At 37.1% G+C, this 21,109-nt stretch carries 25 protein-coding genes and 1 pseudogene; 20 read left to right on the forward strand and 6 right to left on the reverse strand.

Features of this window, described 5'->3' with window-relative positions; translation table 11 throughout:
* Positions 1-367: 367 nt before the first annotated feature.
* The gene (locus COO03_RS06000) at positions 368-529 is read right to left on the reverse strand and encodes a YqbF domain-containing protein (protein ID WP_097895943.1); all 162 of its coding nucleotides are present in this window, start codon (positions 527-529) and stop codon (positions 368-370) included.
* Between the two features lie 363 nt (positions 530-892).
* Between COO03_RS06000 and COO03_RS06005 the strand changes: the two genes are divergently transcribed.
* Positions 893-1,225, forward strand: coding sequence for a zinc ribbon domain-containing protein YjdM (locus tag COO03_RS06005; protein ID WP_141523119.1), 333 nt, complete (start codon positions 893-895; stop codon positions 1,223-1,225).
* 127 nt (positions 1,226-1,352) lie between these two features.
* Here the strand turns inward: COO03_RS06005 and COO03_RS06010 are convergent, their stop codons facing one another.
* Entirely contained in the window at positions 1,353-2,423 is a 1,071-nt protein-coding gene (locus COO03_RS06010; protein WP_097895946.1) for an NAD(P)/FAD-dependent oxidoreductase, read from the reverse strand.
* Positions 2,424-2,920: 497 nt separating this feature from the next.
* On the opposite strand from COO03_RS06010, the gene COO03_RS06015 reads away from it, so the two are divergent.
* The 8 genes from COO03_RS06015 (at position 2,921) to COO03_RS06045 (ending at position 8,130) form a co-directional block, all read left to right on the forward strand.
* Positions 2,921-3,160, forward strand: coding sequence for a YuzB family protein (locus tag COO03_RS06015; RefSeq protein ID WP_017150175.1), 240 nt, complete (start codon positions 2,921-2,923; stop codon positions 3,158-3,160).
* 107 nt (positions 3,161-3,267) lie between these two features.
* Entirely contained in the window at positions 3,268-3,486 is a 219-nt protein-coding gene (locus tag COO03_RS27470) for a hypothetical protein (RefSeq protein WP_230322507.1), read from the forward strand.
* 173 nt (positions 3,487-3,659) lie between these two features.
* Positions 3,660-4,526 (forward strand): diaminopimelate epimerase, encoded by an 867-nt coding sequence (dapF, locus tag COO03_RS06025; RefSeq protein ID WP_097895948.1) that lies wholly within the window; start codon positions 3,660-3,662, stop codon positions 4,524-4,526.
* Between the two features lie 41 nt (positions 4,527-4,567).
* Positions 4,568-4,921, forward strand: a complete 354-nt coding sequence (locus COO03_RS06030) for a HesB/IscA family protein (RefSeq protein ID WP_097895950.1) — start codon at positions 4,568-4,570, stop codon at positions 4,919-4,921.
* A gap of 177 nt (positions 4,922-5,098) precedes the next feature.
* Entirely contained in the window at positions 5,099-6,124 is a 1,026-nt protein-coding gene (locus COO03_RS06035; RefSeq protein WP_230322506.1) for a tyrosine-type recombinase/integrase, read from the forward strand.
* Between the two features lie 639 nt (positions 6,125-6,763).
* Positions 6,764-6,985 carry a hypothetical protein gene (locus COO03_RS27475; RefSeq protein WP_230322505.1) on the forward strand — a complete coding sequence of 74 codons (222 nt, stop codon included), beginning with the start codon at positions 6,764-6,766 and terminating at the stop codon, positions 6,983-6,985.
* Positions 6,986-7,092: 107 nt separating this feature from the next.
* Positions 7,093-7,338, forward strand: a complete 246-nt coding sequence (locus COO03_RS27480; protein ID WP_230322504.1) for a hypothetical protein — start codon at positions 7,093-7,095, stop codon at positions 7,336-7,338.
* A 591-nt stretch (positions 7,339-7,929) separates the two neighbouring features.
* Entirely contained in the window at positions 7,930-8,130 is a 201-nt protein-coding gene (locus COO03_RS06045; protein WP_097895954.1) for a hypothetical protein, read from the forward strand.
* Between the two features lie 214 nt (positions 8,131-8,344).
* On the opposite strand, the gene COO03_RS06050 is transcribed toward COO03_RS06045, so the two are convergent.
* Positions 8,345-8,923, reverse strand: coding sequence for a recombinase family protein (locus COO03_RS06050; protein WP_097895955.1), 579 nt, complete (start codon positions 8,921-8,923; stop codon positions 8,345-8,347).
* Positions 8,924-9,256: 333 nt separating this feature from the next.
* Here COO03_RS06050 and COO03_RS06055 point away from each other — a divergent pair, with 333 nt between their 5' ends.
* Positions 9,257-10,315, forward strand: coding sequence for a hypothetical protein (locus COO03_RS06055; protein ID WP_097895957.1), 1,059 nt, complete (start codon positions 9,257-9,259; stop codon positions 10,313-10,315).
* Between the two features lie 650 nt (positions 10,316-10,965).
* Here COO03_RS06055 and COO03_RS06065 read toward each other — a convergent pair.
* Positions 10,966-12,540, reverse strand: coding sequence for a DUF262 domain-containing protein (locus COO03_RS06065; RefSeq protein WP_097895959.1), 1,575 nt, complete (start codon positions 12,538-12,540; stop codon positions 10,966-10,968).
* A 783-nt stretch (positions 12,541-13,323) separates the two neighbouring features.
* On the opposite strand from COO03_RS06065, the gene COO03_RS26330 reads away from it, so the two are divergent.
* The 9 genes and pseudogenes from COO03_RS26330 to COO03_RS06110 all read left to right on the forward strand — a co-directional run bounded on the left by COO03_RS26330 (position 13,324) and on the right by COO03_RS06110 (position 18,087).
* Positions 13,324-13,605 carry a hypothetical protein gene (locus tag COO03_RS26330; RefSeq protein WP_141523121.1) on the forward strand — a complete coding sequence of 94 codons (282 nt, stop codon included), beginning with the start codon at positions 13,324-13,326 and terminating at the stop codon, positions 13,603-13,605.
* A gap of 166 nt (positions 13,606-13,771) precedes the next feature.
* Positions 13,772-14,245 (forward strand): helix-turn-helix domain-containing protein, encoded by a 474-nt coding sequence (locus COO03_RS06070; RefSeq protein ID WP_097895960.1) that lies wholly within the window; start codon positions 13,772-13,774, stop codon positions 14,243-14,245.
* Between the two features lie 507 nt (positions 14,246-14,752).
* Positions 14,753-15,016 (forward strand): helix-turn-helix domain-containing protein, encoded by a 264-nt coding sequence (locus tag COO03_RS06075; protein ID WP_097895962.1) that lies wholly within the window; start codon positions 14,753-14,755, stop codon positions 15,014-15,016.
* The gene (locus COO03_RS06080) at positions 15,013-15,456 is read left to right on the forward strand and encodes a hypothetical protein (protein ID WP_170958118.1); all 444 of its coding nucleotides are present in this window, start codon (positions 15,013-15,015) and stop codon (positions 15,454-15,456) included. Before COO03_RS06075 ends, COO03_RS06080 begins: the two co-directional genes overlap by 4 nt.
* A complete protein-coding gene (locus tag COO03_RS06085; RefSeq protein WP_097895964.1) occupies positions 15,449-16,063 on the forward strand; it encodes a hypothetical protein in 615 nt (204 codons plus the stop codon). Before COO03_RS06080 ends, COO03_RS06085 begins: the two co-directional genes overlap by 8 nt.
* Before the next feature lies 1 nt (position 16,064).
* Positions 16,065-16,250, forward strand: coding sequence for a hypothetical protein (locus COO03_RS06090; protein ID WP_097895966.1), 186 nt, complete (start codon positions 16,065-16,067; stop codon positions 16,248-16,250).
* A 536-nt stretch (positions 16,251-16,786) separates the two neighbouring features.
* A pseudogene (locus COO03_RS06100) lies at positions 16,787-16,879 on the forward strand (iron-sulfur cluster assembly accessory protein); the annotation flags it as partial.
* Between the two features lie 507 nt (positions 16,880-17,386).
* Positions 17,387-17,542: an FbpB family small basic protein gene (locus tag COO03_RS06105; RefSeq protein ID WP_077295370.1), complete on the forward strand. Its 156-nt coding sequence runs from the start codon at positions 17,387-17,389 to the stop codon at positions 17,540-17,542.
* 191 nt (positions 17,543-17,733) lie between these two features.
* The gene (locus COO03_RS06110) at positions 17,734-18,087 is read left to right on the forward strand and encodes a YxeA family protein (RefSeq protein WP_097895969.1); all 354 of its coding nucleotides are present in this window, start codon (positions 17,734-17,736) and stop codon (positions 18,085-18,087) included.
* Between the two features lie 30 nt (positions 18,088-18,117).
* Here COO03_RS06110 and COO03_RS06115 read toward each other — a convergent pair whose 3' ends face one another.
* Positions 18,118-18,570 carry a DUF523 domain-containing protein gene (locus COO03_RS06115; protein ID WP_097895972.1) on the reverse strand — a complete coding sequence of 151 codons (453 nt, stop codon included), beginning with the start codon at positions 18,568-18,570 and terminating at the stop codon, positions 18,118-18,120.
* Positions 18,571-18,654: 84 nt separating this feature from the next.
* Here COO03_RS06115 and COO03_RS06120 point away from each other — a divergent pair, with 84 nt between their 5' ends.
* A complete protein-coding gene (locus COO03_RS06120; protein WP_097895974.1) occupies positions 18,655-19,533 on the forward strand; it encodes a helix-turn-helix domain-containing protein in 879 nt (292 codons plus the stop codon).
* A 17-nt stretch (positions 19,534-19,550) separates the two neighbouring features.
* Here the strand turns inward: COO03_RS06120 and COO03_RS06125 are convergent, their stop codons facing one another.
* The gene (locus tag COO03_RS06125; RefSeq protein WP_097895976.1) at positions 19,551-20,798 is read right to left on the reverse strand and encodes an MFS transporter; all 1,248 of its coding nucleotides are present in this window, start codon (positions 20,796-20,798) and stop codon (positions 19,551-19,553) included.
* Between the last annotated feature and the right edge of the window lie 311 nt (positions 20,799-21,109).

The following is a 21,109-nucleotide window of genomic DNA, read 5'->3' on the forward strand; positions in this document are numbered from 1 at the left end:
TCTATAGGGTACATTTTAAATAGTGTGGCTCCTTTTTTATCCCGCTATTTGCGGGCAGTAATACTCCCACCTCAAAATTCAGCGAAAGCATTGTCCAGCTCTAGCGGCTAGAATCTCCGGTCGTTTCGCCCCCTCGGACGTCCTGCGATTCTGAGCAAGCCGCTTCCGCTTTTCTAAAGAAGTTAGGTGGGGGATAAACTGCCCGTAAAAGCCCGATTGGTGAGGGCTAATAATCCGTGGGGGATGAAGAAAACTCCCACGGATTAAAGTTTCACTTTATAGTGAATATTGTATTGACTATAAAGCGAGAGAAACGAAAAAAATCTAATTTCCATGTAGAAATGAGGGGCTATTACTTAAATACTTGTTAGGATGATGTGGAACTTTTCTCATCTTTACGTACTTCGAAAAACTCATTTTTACACAGGTATTTAAAAATTCTTTGTGTAACTTTTTCTTCTTGATCTAATAAGAAACGATGATCAAAAGCGTAGAAGGATTGTCCCTTAATTAATTTCACGTAATACATAACATAGACCTCCACTGTATACGATTCAAATATTCATCATTATGTTATCCATTATTTGGATGAAAATACATGAGTTTTTTGTAAGTTATATTTGAGATAGAGAGGGGAAGAGTATGTTGATTTTGAACTTGTTGTTGGTAAATCAAAAATCTTTCGGATATTTTAAAATGCAATAAAAAAATGAGAATCTGAGGAAGGCTTGTCATTAGATGGAGACTATGGCAGTATATAAAAATATAGGAATTCCCTATATTTTTTTGAATTTCAAGTTCTTAATAGCTATTCTCACGAAGTTGTAAAAAAGGAATTGAAAATAATTTTTATATATTAGAATTCATGATAATAAATGGAGGAAATCAAATTATGTCTAATTTACCAAATTGCCCAAAATGTAATTCTGAGTACACTTACGAAGATGGAGCTCTTTTCGTTTGTCCAGAATGTGCGCATGAGTGGGCGTTAGAAGCAGAAACTGAAGATACAAAAGTTGTTAAAGATGCAAATGGGAATATTTTAAACGATGGTGATTCTGTAACAGTAATCAAAGACTTGAAAGTAAAAGGAACTTCATCAGTTATAAAAATCGGTACAAAAGTAAAAAGTATCCGTTTAGTTGAAGGAGACCACGATATCGATTGTAAAATTGATGGTTTTGGAGCTATGAAATTAAAATCTGAATTTGTTAAGAAAGCATAAATTTAGATTTTCATACAATTAGGTAGTAACAACAAAAACGTTCAGGAAGGGGAATTTTTCTCCTTCCTGATTCTATTTATAGCGTAATAAAAAAGGTTGCTGATGTTGTCAGCAACCTTTTTTGTTGTTAACCGTTATGATGTTTATACATCCAAAGAATACCGGACTTTAATAGCCTAGGAACACGGCCCATTAAAGGCTGATTTGCTAATAATCCGAAGCCATGTTTTTTACCGAGAGAACCGAGAACACCTTTTAATTTAATAACAGGCAGTTCATCAGGAAGTGTTTCATTGTTCCAACGTTTCAATAATATTTGGACAATTTGTTCACCTTGGCCTTCAGCAAGCTGTGCAGATGGTGCATGTGGAAGAGAAGCACAATCGCCTACAACATAAACGTGTTCATTGTTTGGAATATTGTGATATTTCGTTAATACAACCCGTCCACTACTATCGTGTTCGACTGGAAGGTTTCGAACAACTTCGTTTGCTTGAATGCCAGCTGTCCATACGATTGCATCGCATTCAAGTGGTTCATCATGGTTGTACACAATGTTTGGTTCTACTTTCGTAATGTTAGAGTTTCGTATAATTGTAACTTTATGCTTTGTGAACCACTCTTCTACGTATCTACTTAATTTCTCTGGGAACGGGAATAGAATGCGATCCTTTCGATCAAATAAGTAAATTTTTAAATCAGAACGGCTTTCACGAAGTTCACTTGCTACTTCAACACCGCTTAAGCCAGCACCAACGACAGCAACCGTTGCGTTTGGCTCTAAACTGTTTAATTGTTCGTATGTTTTACGCGTTTGTTCAATGGACTGCAGACTATGCGTATATTCCTTGGCACCTGGAACGTTATGATATTTGTCTTCACAGCCAAGTCCGATAATTAAATCATCATATTGGATTTCTTCACCGCTATCGAGATGCACGGCTTTATTTTCGAGATCAATATTCGATACAGTGCCATATTGAATATTGAGACGCGGATGCTCTGGAAACGGAATGCGAATATGCGTTTCTGAAATTGTACCCGCTACTAATGCATAATATTCTGTTTTAAAACAGTGGTATGGTACTTTGTCGATTAATGTCACTTGGACATCATCTGGAAGTTGATTGTTTGGAAGAAGCCGTTGCAGAATTCTCATTCCACCGTAGCCGCCACCTAGTAGTACGAGGTGTTTCATGATGGATTACCCCTTTTCTGTTGAAATATCCCCTAATCATATAATTATATATTGAAAAAATATTTTGACTTTACTCATTCAAATTATATCGAATTTGTGAACAAATAACAATGCATGAATGAGTACTCTGTTGTACAATAAGAAGAAAAGTGGAACAAACTGTTCTAATTTGTATGTTGGAAAAATAACAGGTAGATTAGAAAAAACGATAGAAACCTTTTCTTTTAGGTTGGAGAGAGCGTCCGCTGATGCATAGAAGCGGTCAGTGCTTTTTTTGGCTCCATGCCGTGTGAAACCAGAAGGAGGAAATGAGTGGAGATCTTTTTCTGTTTTCATAGCTGTGATGTATATGTTGGGAAATCCAAGTGGATTGATATAGAGAAGATCATTTGATTGTGCAGCAACTAAATATGTTAGTAAGTGTAATGAAAATAACAAGAAACAGCTTGGTTTCTTATTTATAGATTCATTTTTTGGAGAGACAGGGGGGGATTGTTTTGATTAAGCCATTAATCGAATTTTGTGTAGGTAACCTTGCGAGCGGCTCACAAGCAGCGCTAGAAAAATTAGAAAAAGATCCAAATTTAGATGTTATGGAATATGGTTGTCTAGGGTATTGTGGTATTTGTTTTGAAGGACCATTTGCACTTGTAAATGGTGAAGTGGTACAGGGGGCAACGGTAGAAGAGCTTGTGAAAAACGTATATGATTATTTAGATGAAAATCCAATGTTTTAAGGTGCTGCAAATAAGCAGCACCTTTTTTAATTGTCATTTGTTCCATTAGAGTAAAAATTTCTTTAGAGGAAATGCTAACAAAGAATTTGAACCTGTGAGGTGACAGAATGAACATGATTTGGAGACTCGTTGGAATTATCGGTATTCTTCTTATTGGATATTTACTTTCAAATAAGAAAAGAGTGACCGCACTGCGTATTGTATTTGGTGGACTTAGAGGAATGGCGCCAACTCGCCTTAGTGATATTGCTAAATTTGGTTTAAAGTCAATTATCACCAAAGCACTTGCTAAGCGCTGCAATTGCCGGGATGTTTGTATAAAATAAAAAAAGGCCCTTTTCGAGAAGGGCTTTTTTCTTACACAATTTGTGTAAGAACGGCTCCTATAGTGAAGCCGTCAAAACGTTGTCAAATATAAGAAACGGGGGACATTCATATTGTGTTCCAAAAGCATGCATTTTATACTTAAAACAACAAATTATTTTTGGAGTGAATGAGGATGAACCAATTTTCTTTTACAAAAATGCATGGCCTTGGAAATAGTTATATATATGTAAATATGTTTGAAGAACAAATTCCAGAGGAAGAGCTAGCTCTTGTAGCGGAGAAAGTTTCGAATATCAATACTGGAATTGGGGCGGATGGAATGATTTTAATTTGTCCTTCTGACGTCGCACCAGTAAAAATGCGTATGTTTAATAATGATGCTTCAGAAGGAAAGAGCTGCGGGAACGGATTGCGCTGCGTAGCGAAATATGCGTATGAGCATAAACTAGTAGAAGAAACGGTGTTTACCATTGAAACATTAGCTGGAATTGTAACGGCTGAAGTAACGGTAGAAGATAATGTTGTCACGTTGGTGAAAATTGATATGGGAGCACCACGTTTAACGCGTGCAGAGCTACCGATGCTTGGTGAGGGGGACACACCATTTATTCGAGAAGACTTCTTATATAATAATCATCGTTATGCATTTACCGCTGTTTCTATGGGGAATCCGCATGCTGTTATTTTCGTTGATGATGTGGAAGAAGCTCCTCTTACAACGCTAGGTCCAGTACTTGAGACACATGAAATGTTCCCAGAACGAGTGAATGTTGAGTTTATTGAAATTGTGAATGACACAGAAATGAACTTCCGTGTGTGGGAGCGTGGATCAGGTGTAACACAAGCATGCGGAACAGGAGCATGTGCATCTGTTGTGGCGGCGATTTTAAATAAAAAAATGGAACGCGGTAAAGAAATTACAGTTCATTTAGCTGGTGGCGATTTAATGATTGCATGGACAGAAGAAGGAACAGTTATGATGAAAGGTCCAGCAGAAGTCATTTGCCGCGGAGTGTATGAGTACAAGATAGAAGCGTAAAGATGTATAATAGAACGAGAACAGAAAGGAAGGTGGATTTCATGATTACTGTAACAGAACAAGCAGCATTTCAAATTAAAGATATGTTAAAAGATGCTGAAGAAGGAGAGAAATACGTTCGTCTTGCTGTACATGGCGGTGGATGTAGCGGTCTTTCTTACGGCTTAGGATTTGAAAGAGAACCAAATGAAGACGACACAGTTCTTGAGTTTTACGGTGTTGAATTTGTTATTGATAAAGAAAGTGCTCCGATTGTCAAAGGAGTAAAAATTGATTACAAGCAATCAATGCTTGGCGGCGGGTTTACAATCGATAATCCGAACGCAATCGCATCATGCGGATGCGGTTCATCTTTCCGCACAGCGACGAATACTGGTACTCCGGAAGAGTGCTAAGTTTTTAGCTTTGTTAGTCTAAGCGGAAACTGAATCGAAGGGTTACGGATTATACGGTTTAGACCGCAGGAAAACAAGTATCTTTGGGGAGATAAACGACCCGAGAACGTTCAATATACGGTTGTGGAAGACGACCTTCTTAGCGATGAAATTAAATCGTTAAGGAGGTCTTTTATTTTGCCGTTAAAAAGGAAAAAGCGCATTACAAAGATGGCGAATGCGGGTAAAAAATATCCGCAACTAACTTTGGAGCAAGCGTTGGATATTGTTATTTCGGGAAAACGAGCGGAAGGTTGTCGAGATAGAACGTTAAGAGACTATACGAAGATGTGGGGATATTTTACCGATTGGTTGCTCGATAATTACGAGGTTAAATATATCGACGAACTAACGACAGAAACGTTTCGCAACTATATCAACTACATGAAATATGATAAGAAGCGTTATGAAGGGCATAAATTTATTGACGCTGACAAACAAGGGATTGGTTTATGCGATACGACAATAAACATTAATATTCGTACATTACGAGCGCTACTTAATCATTTATACAGAGAGGAATTAATCGAAGTTAACCCGATGGAAAAGATTAAGTTACTGCGGCAGGATATCGATTTAACAAATTCATTTACCGATGCAGAAGTAAAAGATATATTACGGCAGCCTAACTTGCGAGATTTCGTAGGGTTTCGAGACTTTGTAGGAATGAATGTTTTACTAGATTCGGGACTACGTATACAGGAGTTAATGGGGTTACGTGCAGCGGATATTGATTTTCAAACACGCTTTATTACGATTCCATCAGATAAAAGTAAAAATAGGAAGCCTCGTTTAGTACCTGTCTCTACTCATGTGACGAAGTTGTTACTACAGCTTATAAACGAGAACCAAGCGCATTTTAAAACAGATAGGATATTTTTATCTAGCTATGGCGAGCCATTAGGTGCAAATCACTTTAATAAGCGTCTAAAGTATTACGCAGAGAAGGCGGGTATTAAAGATAAGAAAGTAACTGCGCATGTCTATCGCCATACGTGGGCTAAGAATATGATCTTAAACGGTTGTGATGCGTTCACATTACAAAAGATTGGTGGCTGGTCGGATATTCGTACAATGCGACGTTATATACAAATGGACGTTGAGGAAATGCGAAAGAGTCACGATGAGTTTTCACCGCTAACAAGATTAAGAAGAACAAGATAAAAGAAAAAGTCCCCAGCGCCAACTGGAGACTCAAAACAAACGGTTTGCTATCTAATAATTAAATACTAGACAGCCGCTAGCTTCATTCTATCGAAAAAATTCGGAGGGTGCAAGTTGTCTTTAGTGATGCCTTTTTTAGGTAGCTGCGGTAAGTCAAAAAGCGGAAGCCGTACCGCTATAAAAACGTAAAAGGGGAGCTAGACCGCTGCAAACACTAGCGCTACACATTTAACGCATACCCCTTCCGTGCGTGTGTAGGACTAGCTGGTTACGGGTATAAACGGTAAGGAGTGGACGCATGTTGTTCTTAAGGGAACAGGGTGTATCGTTAGATATCGCATTGTGGGACATGCTGCAATGTAGAAAGACGATATAGGCGAAAGTCTAAAGTCGGAAGGGGCATACTCGGCAACCTCAGCCAACGACTGACGCTAGTATTTGCACTTTACCTCTTATTCGCATTGATAGCTTTTATCTTTGCGAGTAGGGGTGAAGTCTGCACCACGTTTCCTAGACCTTCCTCCATCTGCTAGTAAATGTGTCAACCGAAGTCAAGTATAAATTCGAATATATTAGCTATTGGCGAAGAGTTGTGGAACGTCGTAGCGTACACACGAGTACACAACAAGGGGACGACAGATGAACAGTAGAGAACTAGATAACGTAGCAATCGAAGCTAAGACGGATACAGCGAGAATGTGGGAAGTTAAAGTGTACTACATGCCGCTCATAGAGAAGCTAGCGCAGGATCATTGGTATAAGATGAATAGCGAAGCGCACTTTATAGACGACTGTTATCGTAAGATTGAATACGCAGTGAGGTCGTTTGATATAGAAAAAGGGAACTTTGATAATAGGTAAAGGCGCTTATATATCAGAGTGTGCGACAGTATTGCGGAAATAGGGGAAGAAAACGAAGAGTATTGCAGCTAGTAGGCGAAGAACTGAACGCAATAGATAGAATAGATATGGCTATAGATGTAGAAGGGAAAGCGCTAGAATCAGTAATAAAAGAAGAAATTTACAAGAAGCACTGCGATAGGGAAATCGATAAGCTAATAGTGGATATTGTTTTCGATACGGATCACATAGAAAATAAAAGTGATATTATTAGAAGATTAGCGGAGAAAATAGGGCATACTTTTGACAGCGCAAGGGGGATGGTTCGTGCGTTTATAAAGAAAATGGTTGTTCTAGAACGTTTGTGCTGTTGACTAACGTCAACAGTTTTTGTTGAAATGTTGCTTAGAGCAACGTTATAATGGTATTAGAAGTTGATACAATTGCATCATTTTTATATGGACAAGCCTTGTTCTATACTGTAACATGGTAAGGTTCATCGGATAGGTTTAATGTAATTGTGTAATTGTGTAATACTTTCGGCTTTGTGTGGAATACTATATAAAGAAAAAAGCCTCTCAGTGCGCCAACACTGAAAGACTTTTCATAAAGGCATTACTTTTTCTTTTTCTTGTTACTCATGTTAATCATACCCATAACGACTGTGAGTAACGCGCAGACCGCAATAACGGTGTTTGCATCCATTATGTAATCACCACCTTGCGCAAAGCCTTTCGTACGCCAATACGATGGGCTTTTTTTCATATACTTGTATTATAACCCATTCTGTTTATAGATTCCAAAAGTTATTTTCTATACATAAAACCCACCTTTTTATATAAGGTGAGTTTTGTATACATATATAGCGTGTTTTGTTTTGAAACTATGTATAAGTATGATTTAACTAGAGTTAACGTCGTAGTTTAGGGCAGAGTGGCGAAGAAGTAAAGGAGAGGAATGCGCATATGATTAAGATAAAATTAAAAGAGGGCAAGAAACATTCGCTTATACTTTTTGTAGCGGCTTTAATAGGGTTAATCGTATCTGATATCGTAGACAACCTTTTCTTAAGCGCCGCAGCTGTTCTCTTTGCAATGGCTGCCTTATTTGCTGAGATTACCGAGGTATTTTTGAATTGGAAGAAGTGCAAGCAGGGCGGGCAGTAGCAGCCCTTTTTGTATGTGCAAATATTGATGTAAACAAGGGAATAAAACGTCGGAAGCCTTGGCGCTCTAAGTGTCTACTCACTTTTGGTAAGTTACGTTCATTTACATATATACGGTTGAATTTTAATAGGGGGCTGTACACCTGCTGCGAGGTCGGGCGGGGATGCCTTCTGAAACTCGACCCCTTTACGCAGATACAACAAAAAAGAACGCCTTAATTAGCGCCCTGTTGCTTTTTCTTCGCTCGTATTAACGTACTCTTACTAATGCCTGTCAATTGCTCTACCTGCGTATATGAGTGTGTTTCTAGCAATCCTAACGCATGCTCTATTTGCTTCGGTGTGTACTTATTCGGTCTACCTTCCTTAAAGCCTTCACGCTGTCTAGCTATTTCTTTTCCTGCTTGCGTCCGTTCTATAATCATGTTTCTTTCGTATTCTGCATAAGCGAAAAATATCTGCCGCATTAATTTACTGTTAGGGGTGTTATCTAATATCATGCTCATGCTATCAATAATGACTTTAACGCCTTTATTAATCAAGTCTGACACGATTTGTTCCCCTTCTATAAGTGTCCGTGCAAAGCGGTCTAGTTTAGTTACAATTAATGTATCCCCTTCTTGAAGTTTATGTATTAATTCTTGAAATGCTGGTCTATCTGTAGTTTTCCCTGTATATGCTTCCTGTACTACCTCATCGCAGTTGTAGCTTTTCAGTTTTTCTATCTGTTCTTCTAAGCTGTTTCCTTCCATGGCTTGTTTAATCGTTGAAACCCTCGCATACCCGTAAATCATGTGATTTTCCTCCAGTATTTAATGACACTAATTTATGACACCGTTCGATGTATTGATGTTATCATGTTGGCAACGCAGTGTCAATACCTTTAAGTTATGACACCAATATCTCCCCACCACACAGCAGTTATACAAATGCCAAGGTTTCTAATATATATAAACTTTCGTCAACTATTGAACCTTTGTAAAAATAAAACTCTACCTACAGCTATAATGAATCCCAATATTTCATACATGGTTATTACTCAGTCTACACTGATTTCATTTGGTAAAATCAGTATCTTTCTTAATTATGGTAAAATATAGATATAAATTAGAAAGGAGCTTTTCTATATGAATGAAAAATTGCGAAAACACATAGAACTTGTACAAAATACCAGTCAATTAGCACAAACAGCAGCTGAATTATCACAGAATGCAAATAAATTAGCACAAACCTTGGGCGATGCATCAAAAATTGCTAGCATAGTTACACAACCTTTCGAACATCATGAGCTTTTACAACCCTTTAAAGTCCCTATGCTCTCAGAAACTGTAGAAACCTTTAAAACTCCAATAATCTTCGAAGCTATAGAATCTATGAAACAGTTAACTGAAACAAATCAAAAATTAGCAGATAGCGTTCGAATAGGTGCTCAATTTAGTGAGATTTTCGCAAATACTATGTCTGAACAAATTATAGCATTCCAACAAAGTATAGATTCAATGACTCAAAGTATATTCAATGATTTTGATTGGAGTTCTATTCGTGATGGCTTGCGTAGTCAACTCGAAGAATATGAAATTAAACTAAAGGAGTTTGATAAAGAACTATGGACAATAGATGCAGAGTTACTCGATACTTTTGAGGACGAATCAAGGGAGTTTAACTCCAGCACTATCGAAAAATACGTTGAAGATTCTCTTGATTCATATATTAAATTCTTTATGACAGATGATCTTTATTCTGACTATGAATTAATAATTGAACAAGCATATAAAGCTTATAGAAATGGCGATTATGCATTGGCTGTTTTTCCTTTATTCGCTGTAATTGACAATTTAATATCCAATACTTTTTCTGCCTATCAAATAGATATCCAATTAAAACCGTATTTAAGAAAACATAAAGATAAAATCTATCATAAAGTAAAAGATTACGTGGAAACAAACGAAGATGAACTTGCCTTCTATCTAATGTTTTTCCGTAGAGTTTTTAATGTATATAAGAAAATGTTTGAACCTTCTTGGAATAATCATCCAAAGCAAATTAATCGTAATTGGATTATGCATGGTTCTTTTACATATAATGAAATAACTAAAGTAGACACGTTAAAACTCTTTCAACTTATTAAAGCTATTGAGGTTGTTAAGAGCATATCATTTGAACAAGATAAACAAGAGGTTTCATAAATAAGATTGTAAATTTGCGCAGTACTGATGCTATAATGCTTAGTAACGGATTAGGAACGGTATATTTGTGTGTTGATTTAATAAATGATTTACGATTGATTTATCGAATGGTATTATCGTAAGGTTATCAGAAACCTTGACAAGGTGAGGTCGATGGTTCGAGGTCAGTTAGGATCATATTTTTGGAAAGACCGTATTGCACAAGGGTTCACAAGTGTTGAGGAATCTACCTCTACATATCCAAAAATATCTTAGTGTTGCGGTTATTTTCTTTTTAGGGTAGAAGTCATTCATGTCTCCTTATACGGTAAGCCAAATTACCGATATAGGAAGGCGTGTTTTTATTATGCCCAGAACAGGTAAAAGAGGTAAAGTAAAGCCTTTTATAAAAATCAAATCCTTAAAAGAATCATACGATAATATTGAAGTATTGTCTGTTGACCAATTGAAAACACCATTTTCCTACACTTCATACTGTAATGATTTTTAACTCTAATTGCAGGAGCAGGTATGCTTATAGACTATTCATTATACCGATTACACAAAATGTTGATATGTACTCGACCACATCCCTTGTATATAATCAATTCAAGTCTCTTTCCTGCTCCCTTACTGTTCTATAAAGAGTTGCCCTGTTTATACAATGTAATTTATATTAATGTTTTTACAAATTGGAGTAAAATTTCTGCTCTTCTGTCTAAGAAATCCTCATAACTTAAATCAAGCGCACCTTTTGGACAACCATGCGATTTTAAAACTTCTTCTATAGATCCTTGAGGTAACATTGCCTTATAATCTGATGGTGCTTTATCTTTTATCTTTTGATTATCAGCATTATTTAAAAAACATAAATTCCCTAAAATATTTATCTTTTTATTGTTATATCCCAATCCTTTGAGATGGTTTTTCGGAAAAATATGATGGAACTCATTTCTACTGCAATTCTTCAATACTCCTTCTAAATCAACTTTTGCACCAGAAATAAATGAACGAGGGAATAAATTTGCTAACGTAATAACAAATACCTTGGTATTTACGGTTGATAAATCAAATTGATTCTTTAAGAAAAACTCTTTTTCAACTTCACATTTGAAATTTGAAACAACTACTGTATCATCCGTTAATAGGGCTAATAAATTCTCTATATCTTTTTCATGCTTATCATTTACCCCGCTAGAATACCTTCTGGAATAACAAGATTTCCAAAACCACTTAATTAATCCCTTACGTTGTTTATCATTATATAGTGTTCCATTAACTTTATCTGTCGCAAAAAAAGTGGTTAAAGAAACTAACATTGAAGGATAGGGTAATACCTTATATGAACTAATATTAAGCTCCCTTTGTAAGAAATCTATAGCTCCTTTAATACCATTTGCAATTTTATTAAAATTATTTCTTACTTGTTCTCCATTTATAGAAGCAATGGAGTCAGGAGAAGCTTTTCCATTAATTACTCCACTACAGCATTTCAGTAGTAAATCTTTATCTTCAGATAACTCCCCAAAGTTAAACTTCTCTAGCTCATCAGCTAATTTTTCAATTTCTTCTTTGAAATCAAATTGTGAACTCCAAGACCATGCTGTAATTAGTTGGAAAGTATCTAAATCTGTTCCTGCGCGGTTAATTCTATCAAATACTATAGCAATTTTCCCTTTGTCATCTGTTTCTATTTCTTGAATTGGAATCATTACCTCTTTAAATTTCTCTTGTAGCTTATCTATTTTTTTTATATCTTCTTTACTTAGTCCGTCTGTTGCTGCTCTATATCCTACAGAATCAAATAATACCCTCATAGGGAAATGACAATTTTTGTCTACTTCATCTTCTTTTAATGCTACAAACAGACTTTCGGTTGAGCTTTCATTTGTCTTATAATCGAAGTAAATATCTATCCAACTGTGATTATCTTTAGTAGGTTCTATTTCATCCTGAAAAACTGTAAATAATGAAGTAATTCTTTGTTGACCATCTAACACATATTTTACTGGATAATCTTTTTCTGGTTCTGGAAGAGTGAAATTACCAAAATCTTTTTCTATTTTTAACTTCTCATTAGTTTTCCAAAAGAATAAGTTTCCTATTGGTATACCTTTATATAAACTATCCAACAAAAAAGCTACTTGATTCGCCGTCCACACAAAATCTCTTTGAAATGATGGAATACGAATTTCTCCACTAGTAACCTTATTGATTATAGTTCTTATAGTTATTGGTTCAGCCACTTAAACTACCTCCTAATTTATAGGATATGAATTACCCTAAGATTTCAATTGACAATAAAAAGGTAATTATCATACCTTTTCTACTTGATACCAACTAATTCATATCCAAATTAACCTAATTTCTTCTATTTCTATAATAGCATGATAAGTATATTGACTTGGATATAATTGCATAATTTTTTACTATACATGAAAGAACTTCCCTTTGTAGATGTATGAGGTAACTCTAAGTTATGACACCGATATTACTAATGACACCTCAATATCTAGTTACTACAAGGATAGGGCGGCATGGTATCGCACATAGGCGAGGCTATTTGACCAAAATAGGGCGGTGCATATCCTTACGGGGCGATACGGTACAACATAGGGCGGATAGGTGGCTGCATAGGCTTACACACACGGGCTTATATACGATTAGGTAATGCATTAAAGTATTCGAACGTCCTAGAATATCTCTGTGAGCTTTGTATGGCGTCTATGCTTTTTGAGGTGGGCGCAGTGCCTTCCTTATGTAGTTATGGTAATACACCGCGCTAGTACGGCATACACTATCAGCTATTACTATACGTTGAGGTGCAGCGTAGCTGTAAGTATTCGAGAGTAATTGTATGCGAGGAAAGCAGCGAGTCTTTGCAGTGTTGTTCTTTCTTTATTCGTATTACTTTGCTAACTCTTTTGTCTTTGCTCTGTCTTCGCTTAGAAATTAATAACGAAATAAAAAAGATCATAAAGAAAAAAATGTTAATCACTTAATTCATTGCGCATCAAAAGTAATTGTAATTGAAATTGTTTGCGTTTGTTTTAATCGCATTAAAAAGAATCGTTAAGAAAACTCTTCATCAATCGAACGACTGCGAAGCTAACAGCAAAGTCTTTGCGAATCCAATTGCAGCACAACGATACAGCGAGCCATCCGAAGTGAAAACACCATTTCCCCCAACTGGGTACGCATACGTCGTTCATCAAGCTCCTATAAATTACGTATTTCATATTTCACCTCAAGGGGTTACGCATACCAATATTTCGAACTACCTGCGCCTAGAGAAACGGAAGGGCGGCTAGGGTTGTCCACTCTCTATAACGTCATATAACACTCTTTTTCTTCGGACTGTAGCTTAATCGCTGCGGTCTCTTTTTTTGTGCATTATACCAAGCCTTCGAATGCCAAGCGCCTATAAATACGGAAGGGCGGTTAGCCCACATTATAAAAACAAAAGGAGAGAGAACTATGACGAGAGTATACGACAAAACAAAAGCAGAAGGGACGTTCTTCCGATTACCTTCGGAGCTGCGCCACTACATCTTTATGAAAGGTTACAAGGCTGAAATGAACTATCTATACGCACTGATTTCTGATGCTTACAACGTAAATAGAGGGTGCGCATATCCAAGCCAATACACGTTATCGAAATATTACGGGAAAGATGAGACAACGGTACGCAGACATCTAGCGGTACTAGAGAAGGTCGGTCTTGTAAGGATTATCGGAAATGGCAAGGGAAAAGGTAACTTCTATAAACCTTTAGTACCGCTAACGCAGGAAGAACTATTCCGAAAGTATCCCGATGCTGCTGCGAAATTTAATAAGGTCACGGAGGACAAGGAGCGTCAAAGAGATAGAGATTTAGCCAAGCTAGAGCATGAAAATCTATTACGTGAAAATACGGAAGAGCAGGAGGCGTTAGAAAGCATCCAATTCTAGCTACGTATAGGTACGGGTAATTTTCATGTACAGGTATTTTGCCCGTTAAGTACGGGAGGTTTGCCCGCTGAAGTACGGGTAATTTAACTGGTTAACTAGAATTAAAGAACTAGAATTAAGAACTAGAATTAATATTCTTTGTTCTTTTAAAAGATATACGCAGCAATAGCTAGCTAGAAAGAAATGAAGAAAGAATACGGCGGAGCGGATACCATCTTTTATGGAGTGCTGCGCCTAGAGAAACGAAGAGGCTGGGCGGGTTTCTTCTTTCGGATCACTATGTAAAAATGTAATAAAAATATGCATCGGATACCAAGTTTCATACTTTCAGAAGCATATATATATGAGGAAGTAGTTTCGGTTACTTCTTATCTCTGCAATACCGCATCCTATCGTGAAACGATGGCTAACACTGGAGAGGGCGCTATTCGCACAGCGTCCAGTCCTCTTTTTTTAATTGGATATTACTAAATTTATTCATATCCATAGGGAAGGAGCTAGATAAAGATGAATGGAAAGATATTGCGCTACATCAGAAAAGCGCTAGGTCAAACAATACACCAATTTGCGCAGCGCTTAGACGTTGCACCTTCTACCATATACAAGTGGGAAGCTGGAGTAGTTAGCCTGCCTAAGGTTGCGCAGAAACGAATTCAAACGAAACTAGATATCACACAAGAGGACGTAGAAGAGGTTAACCGCCTTTTACTAGAGCAGCGAAACGATAAGCTAGATGCGAAGCTGCGAGCGCAGGCAGGTGTGAGCGAATGAAGCCTATACTAGTCGCTAATATCCACGAGCTGCGAGGACAAGCATTCCTATGCGCACACTTATACGATGGAAATTATGTAATAGCACAAATAACCGCACCTGCAAACGAGAAGCCACTAGCTGAAAAGATGCGGGATATAGTATGGAGCAACTGCGATGATTTACCCGCCTTCGAAGTTCACACGAGTACCGAAGAAATATACATAGCATGTCTAAGTGAAAACGATATGGCGGCGCACTTTAAGGTGCAGGAAGACACCTCGGAAACACTACGAGATTTCGAAGATGCGAAGACAAAAGAGGCTCTAGTAGATTTATACGAGCTAAAAGATCCGAATGAAAAAGAGCAGCAAAAACAACTACCGAAATGGCGCACGGCGCTTATTAGCTGGATGCGTAAATTAATCGGAAAATTAGAGGGGGAAACGAAAAATGCTTAACTGGAAACTGTACGAGGACTACAAGGAGCAAGACAGAAAGGCACTAGAATTAACGGAAAGATACGCAAAAAAGGTAAAAGATGCGAAAGAGGGTGTAACAGCTGCTGTAGTAGCATATGAGGACGTCTTAAAGAAAGAGTTTGCAGGCGAAAGTGTTGCTACTCAAAAGAAAAAGGCATTAAGTGACATCGACAAAGCAAGAACGGCGCTGCAAGTAGCCGAGGAAGAGGCGAAACAGGCGAACGAGTATGCTGAACAGGAGTTACAAGGCACTATTAGTAGGGTAGAGTTAGCGAACGACTGGAACGAAAATATTGAGCCAGCTATTCGTAAAGAGCGCCTAGTGCCGATTGTAGAGAAGGCGCATAAAGGACTGAAAGAATATTACAGCGCACTAGCTGATTTTTATAAGCTAAACGATGAATTTAGCGGCTTATTGTCAGAGCTGCAAGAAATCGAGCGCAGCGCATGGCGTGCAGGTGAGAAACGTATGTATACCTATACGGATATTGCGCAATTAGGAGATATACCGAAACCATCGGACGACGACCTAATGCAAGTGTATCGAACAAGGGATTTACCAGATGCGTACAAGGAGGAAAACTAAAATGTACAATATCAACGTAATGCGTAACGATGTAAAAGCGAAGTTAGGGAATAACGAGAAGATTACACGGGAAGATGTTACGGCAGCTATGCAGGTTGCGCAAGGCTCGCAGCATACAGACGATAAGGTTCTATATGCAAACGTAAAACGTGCGTATAAGGCGCAGCGGGAACATAGCGAAGAGTGAAACCAAGGGTGTAGCGTAATTGCTACACCTTTTTTATTCAAAAGTGTATAGGAGAATTTTACATATAAATGTAAAATGAGAATTGGAGGGGAGATTATTTATAAAAGGGGACATGTAAATGAGAAACAGTTCAGAACCAAGGGTAATACGAGAGTATAAGAAAGGCGATAAAGTCATGCGTGTGATAAGAGCTACGGTCTATCGAGAGGGGGAAGAAATATCATTTACTTGTGGCTTTAGGGACATGGATCTCATCGCAACTTCTCCCACAGTAGCTCTAACAAAAGATGAACAAAAGCGAATAGTGATTACTGCACGAATGAGTAAGCTGCTTAATTAATAAGAAGAAGTGAGAGCATATTAATGAGATATTGTTATGCTTGTCAATGCGATAGAGTTTGGGTAGAATATAGATAACGAAGTACATCGTTAAGACTGCGTGATGTACACAACCTTATTGAACAGAAACAATCGTAGTAAAGCGTCTTAAATGCTAATATTACTGCGTTTTAGTCTAATGCAAACTGACCGTATAATTTACAATCGATAATCCGAACGCAATCGCATCATGCGGATGCGGTTCATCTTTCCGTACAGCGACGAATACTGGTACTCCAGAAGAGTGCTAATGTAATGCTTTTCGTATCGAGATATGATTGAGTTTTGCAGATTTAATCAAATGATTATTTAATTCGCTATAAAGGAAAAGAGTGTCCGAAGACGGACGCTCTTTTTTTATTCATATAATCTTATTGGTCGTTAGGAGAATAAACCTATTAGGGATCTGGCTGCTTCAAAGTGCATGAAGTGTTACTGTATTTTCAAGGGGGGGAACAGTATGACTATCTGTAGTAGCTTAGGAGATAACTTGTATGGTATCTCCAGCCAATAATTTTAAGATAGCAGAAATGCTTATTAGAATAACGATATCCAAAAAAAGGATTATTATGTTCGTTTTTCAATTTGTATATAATTGTTTTTGTTAAATTCACATAATGTTCAAACAAATAGGTCTAAAAACTCGGAAGTTATAGTATTCTTGAATTAAGAATAATTTTTCGACAAATAAAGACAAAAAATTATGGTGATTGGAAAATTTTATTTTATATCTGTGATTGCACAGATAATAAGGAGAAATGATTATGGCGAACAAACATTGTAAATTACTTCATAAATCGTTTAAAGAATTGGTACAAGAAAATAAACAAAAGATATTGAATGATAAACAAGAGATGGAAAAAATTGAACAACGTATTGAACAACGTTATACAATTAATAAATCGGCTTCCTAATTTAGATACGAAAACTTTGTTGATATACAAACAAGAAGATAATCGACTAGATGCAGTAGTTGGTTATCTTTTTTGTTTTTTCAGTGTTTCATCTTACAAAAGTGTAATACTCATGTCACGTTTTTGAATTTCTCCTCAAATGAAAAGAGATTATGATAATAACATCATAAAAAATATATGAGGTGAATGACGTGAAAAGATATATTGCACTTTTTAGTATTTTAATTGTTTTTGCTACGATGTTAGTTGGTTGCGACTTGAATCGTATGGGAAAAGATGAGTACTACGTACAAATTACAGTTGATGGAACGGAAAAGACAGGTAAAGCTGATGATGGTCGTACATACAAATCATTTGAGTATAAATTACCTGCATTCGATAAAGAAGGTAAAGAAAAAGAAATGGAATTTACAGCTAATAAGAACCTTCGTAAAGAAGCATTTCTACGTGTATTCTATTCTGATAAAAAAGGTGTAACAGCTTGGGAAGAAGTGAAAAAAGACGAGCTTCCTGTGAAAGTAAAAGAAAAATTAGGTGTGAAATAAATAAAGGAGTTGACCTGTGGGTCAACTCCTTTATTTGTTTGCAAAATCCTCTTCTGAAATTACCGTAAATCCGTGTCTTCGGAATAAGGCTGTTGTTACACCATAACCATCTTGTTTGTTCCCATTGAATTCCCCTGTATAAATGGTAGAACTTCCGCAAGAAGGACTTCGTTCTTTTAAAATGATGTATTCTGGATTTAAATCTTTTATTTCTTCTAAAGCTTTATAAGCTCCTTGTACAAAAGCTTCGGTTACATCGTTGCCTTCTTGATCCGTTACCTTTGCTTTGCCATCTAGTACATCATCGCCATTACCGCCAATGATTTCTGCTGATGGACGCGGAGTAGGTAATCCGCCTAATACTTCAGGACAAACGAGAACAGTTTCTTCTTTTTGTAATAACTCTTCGATTTTTGAAACGAGATTGTCATTTCCATCATAGCGGCAGGCAATACCACCTAAACAAGCACTTACTACAATCATGTTTTTCTACCTCAGTTCATCAAAAATTATAAAATCATCGCCCATTTTGCTTTTGAGTTCCTATTTATATATGGGGTGATAAAAATGGGAACTTTCTATAATTTAATGAAAACATATAGCGAATTTCAAAGTAAAGAAGAATTTAATGCGTATCAACAGCAAATTGTAAAGAGGTATCAATCGGATATAAACGAGACGGATTTTTTAGTGATTCGTTTGTTAGGAAGATATGCAGTTAATGAAAAACAAAAAACAGTTGGTGTTGCTTGTCCATTAATGGGAACGATTGCTGAGAAGATAGGAAAAAGTATTCGTACGGTGCGCCGCTCTGTTGCAAAGCTGGAGGAACTCGGAATTATTGAGCGGATCCCTACGAAAGAAAGACATAAGCGCGGAGGGTATAGTGCGAACTTATATGTATTTCGTAAAGCAGCGATTGACCGCATGAATGACCGTATGGAAATGACCGCATGTGAAAAGCGGGAAAGTGTAGAAGGCAGTAAGAAGGAAGATGCGCAAGAAGAAAGGGAAACGGTTTATTATAAAAACTTTTCTAAATTACAAAAGAATAGAATAACGTATGAACTTGATGAAACATATTGTCGTCATGATATTCCAATCAATTTCATACATGCGGTTATACCAATGTCCAGAAATCCGCAAACGATTAATTTGCTTTGGAGTAAAGTGGAACTTGCATATAAAAAAAGTGGATTACTAGAACAAGGTGTATTTTTGGAAAAGTTGATTGCTGATGAAGATGTTTATGCACAGGTCATTCGGCGTACGAAAAGTGTTGTAAGAGCGCATAAGTATGGGGAGATTCGGAAAGATATTGGAGCTCTTTTGTATAGTACGATGCGAGCGCTATTTTTGGATGTTGGATTGGAATGGGGAGCAGCTGTAAGAAGGAGTAAAGGACTAACTTTATTTGATCCATTCAAAAAAGAGTCATGCGTGTAGCACATGACCCTTACAGGTTAATCAAACTTTCTTACTACTGGAACGCGAATTGCCACAAATAATACGAAGATAATAACTGCGATGGCGCCGCTTTTCATAATGGTTACAATCGGAATGCCAGCAGCGAGTGCGAGCGATGTAATTGCATAGGAAAGCGGGATAAAGCCCATAGATGAAAGCATCATTAAACTCATAACGCGTCCCATCATTTCTTCTTTTACAGTAGACTGAATCATTGCCATTAATGGAACGATGGCCATGGCAATGGTAATACCGTAAAAGGCACCAGCTAATAGAGCTTGCCAAAGTGCTGTACTAAAATTAATTGATAAAAAGAACACGCCGGACAGCAGCATCATGACGATACAAAACAAGCCGCGTCTACGATTGATATTCTTAAGGCCAACGATGACAGCACCAATTGCCATACCGCCTCCGACAGCTGCTTCTAAGTAACTAAATTGAAGTGAGTCACCGTGCAAGACATTTTTGATGAACAGTGGAAAACCAACTTGCATGGGGCCGATTAGAAATAAGTTTAAAAAGGCACTGCAGATGAGGAATGTTGAAAGAAAAGGTGATTCCTTTACATATAAAATCCCTTCTTTAATGGATGTAAACATTCCTTTGTCTTTATCAGGTTCCTCTTGCATTGTAGATTGTATTTTCTGAACGAGTATAGCAGCAACGATGAGTAAAATGATCGTAATTGTAAAGATTGTCTCATAGTTAGTAAATTTGATAAGGATCCCCCCAAGTACAGGGCCTAAAATGACTGATGCTTGGTTTGTCATCTGCGTGAGTGAATTTGCTTGTGTTAAGCGATGTTTTTCTACTAGTTCAGGCAGAATAGATCCATCTGCTGACCAGAAGAAAGCATCTGCTAATCCGAAGAATAAAGCAAACAAAGCAAATGTATACAAGGTTACATCACCAACGATAAACCAAGTTAAAATCGTTGCAACAAGAATGGCACGAATGATATTGGAGTAAAACATAATACTTTTTTTCGGAAACTTATCTGCCACAGCTCCGCCAACAATCATAAAGATAAGTCTTGGGACACTAAGAGCAACAAAGACAACACCAAGTGAAGCTTCAAGATTTAATGTTTTCGCTATGTACCATGTTTGAGAAAAAGTAAAAAAGGCTAAAGCAAAGCTTGAAAATAGAGTAGCTGCCCAGAGGAAAAGGAAGTTGGTATTCTTTAATAACGGCTTTCCGCTTCCTTCTAAAGCAGATTTATTTTGTTGTAATTTCTCCATACTGCTTCCTTTCTATGTAACAATTTTGAACGGATATAAAATCCTGTTAACACTCGTTTTATACAGTTTCGAATATTTCTATACTGCACTTTTTAATTGTAGACAATGATAGCAGATTTGCCGGTTCTGGCGCAAGTAATCTCTAAATCTTGAGCATACTGATACTATTATTCTGAAAAGGTGTGTCACCGGTATGGAATTATATAAATCCATTTTAATTTTTCGACATCTAAATCCCTGCTATGCAGAATAAAAAGTAACCTACACTCGTTTGCTCTTTCTGTTTTTACTTCGCATGTGGCAGAAAAAGG

This window comes from Bacillus sp. AFS098217 (assembly GCF_002551815.1).
Classification (GTDB): domain Bacteria; phylum Bacillota; class Bacilli; order Bacillales; family Bacillaceae_G; genus Bacillus_A.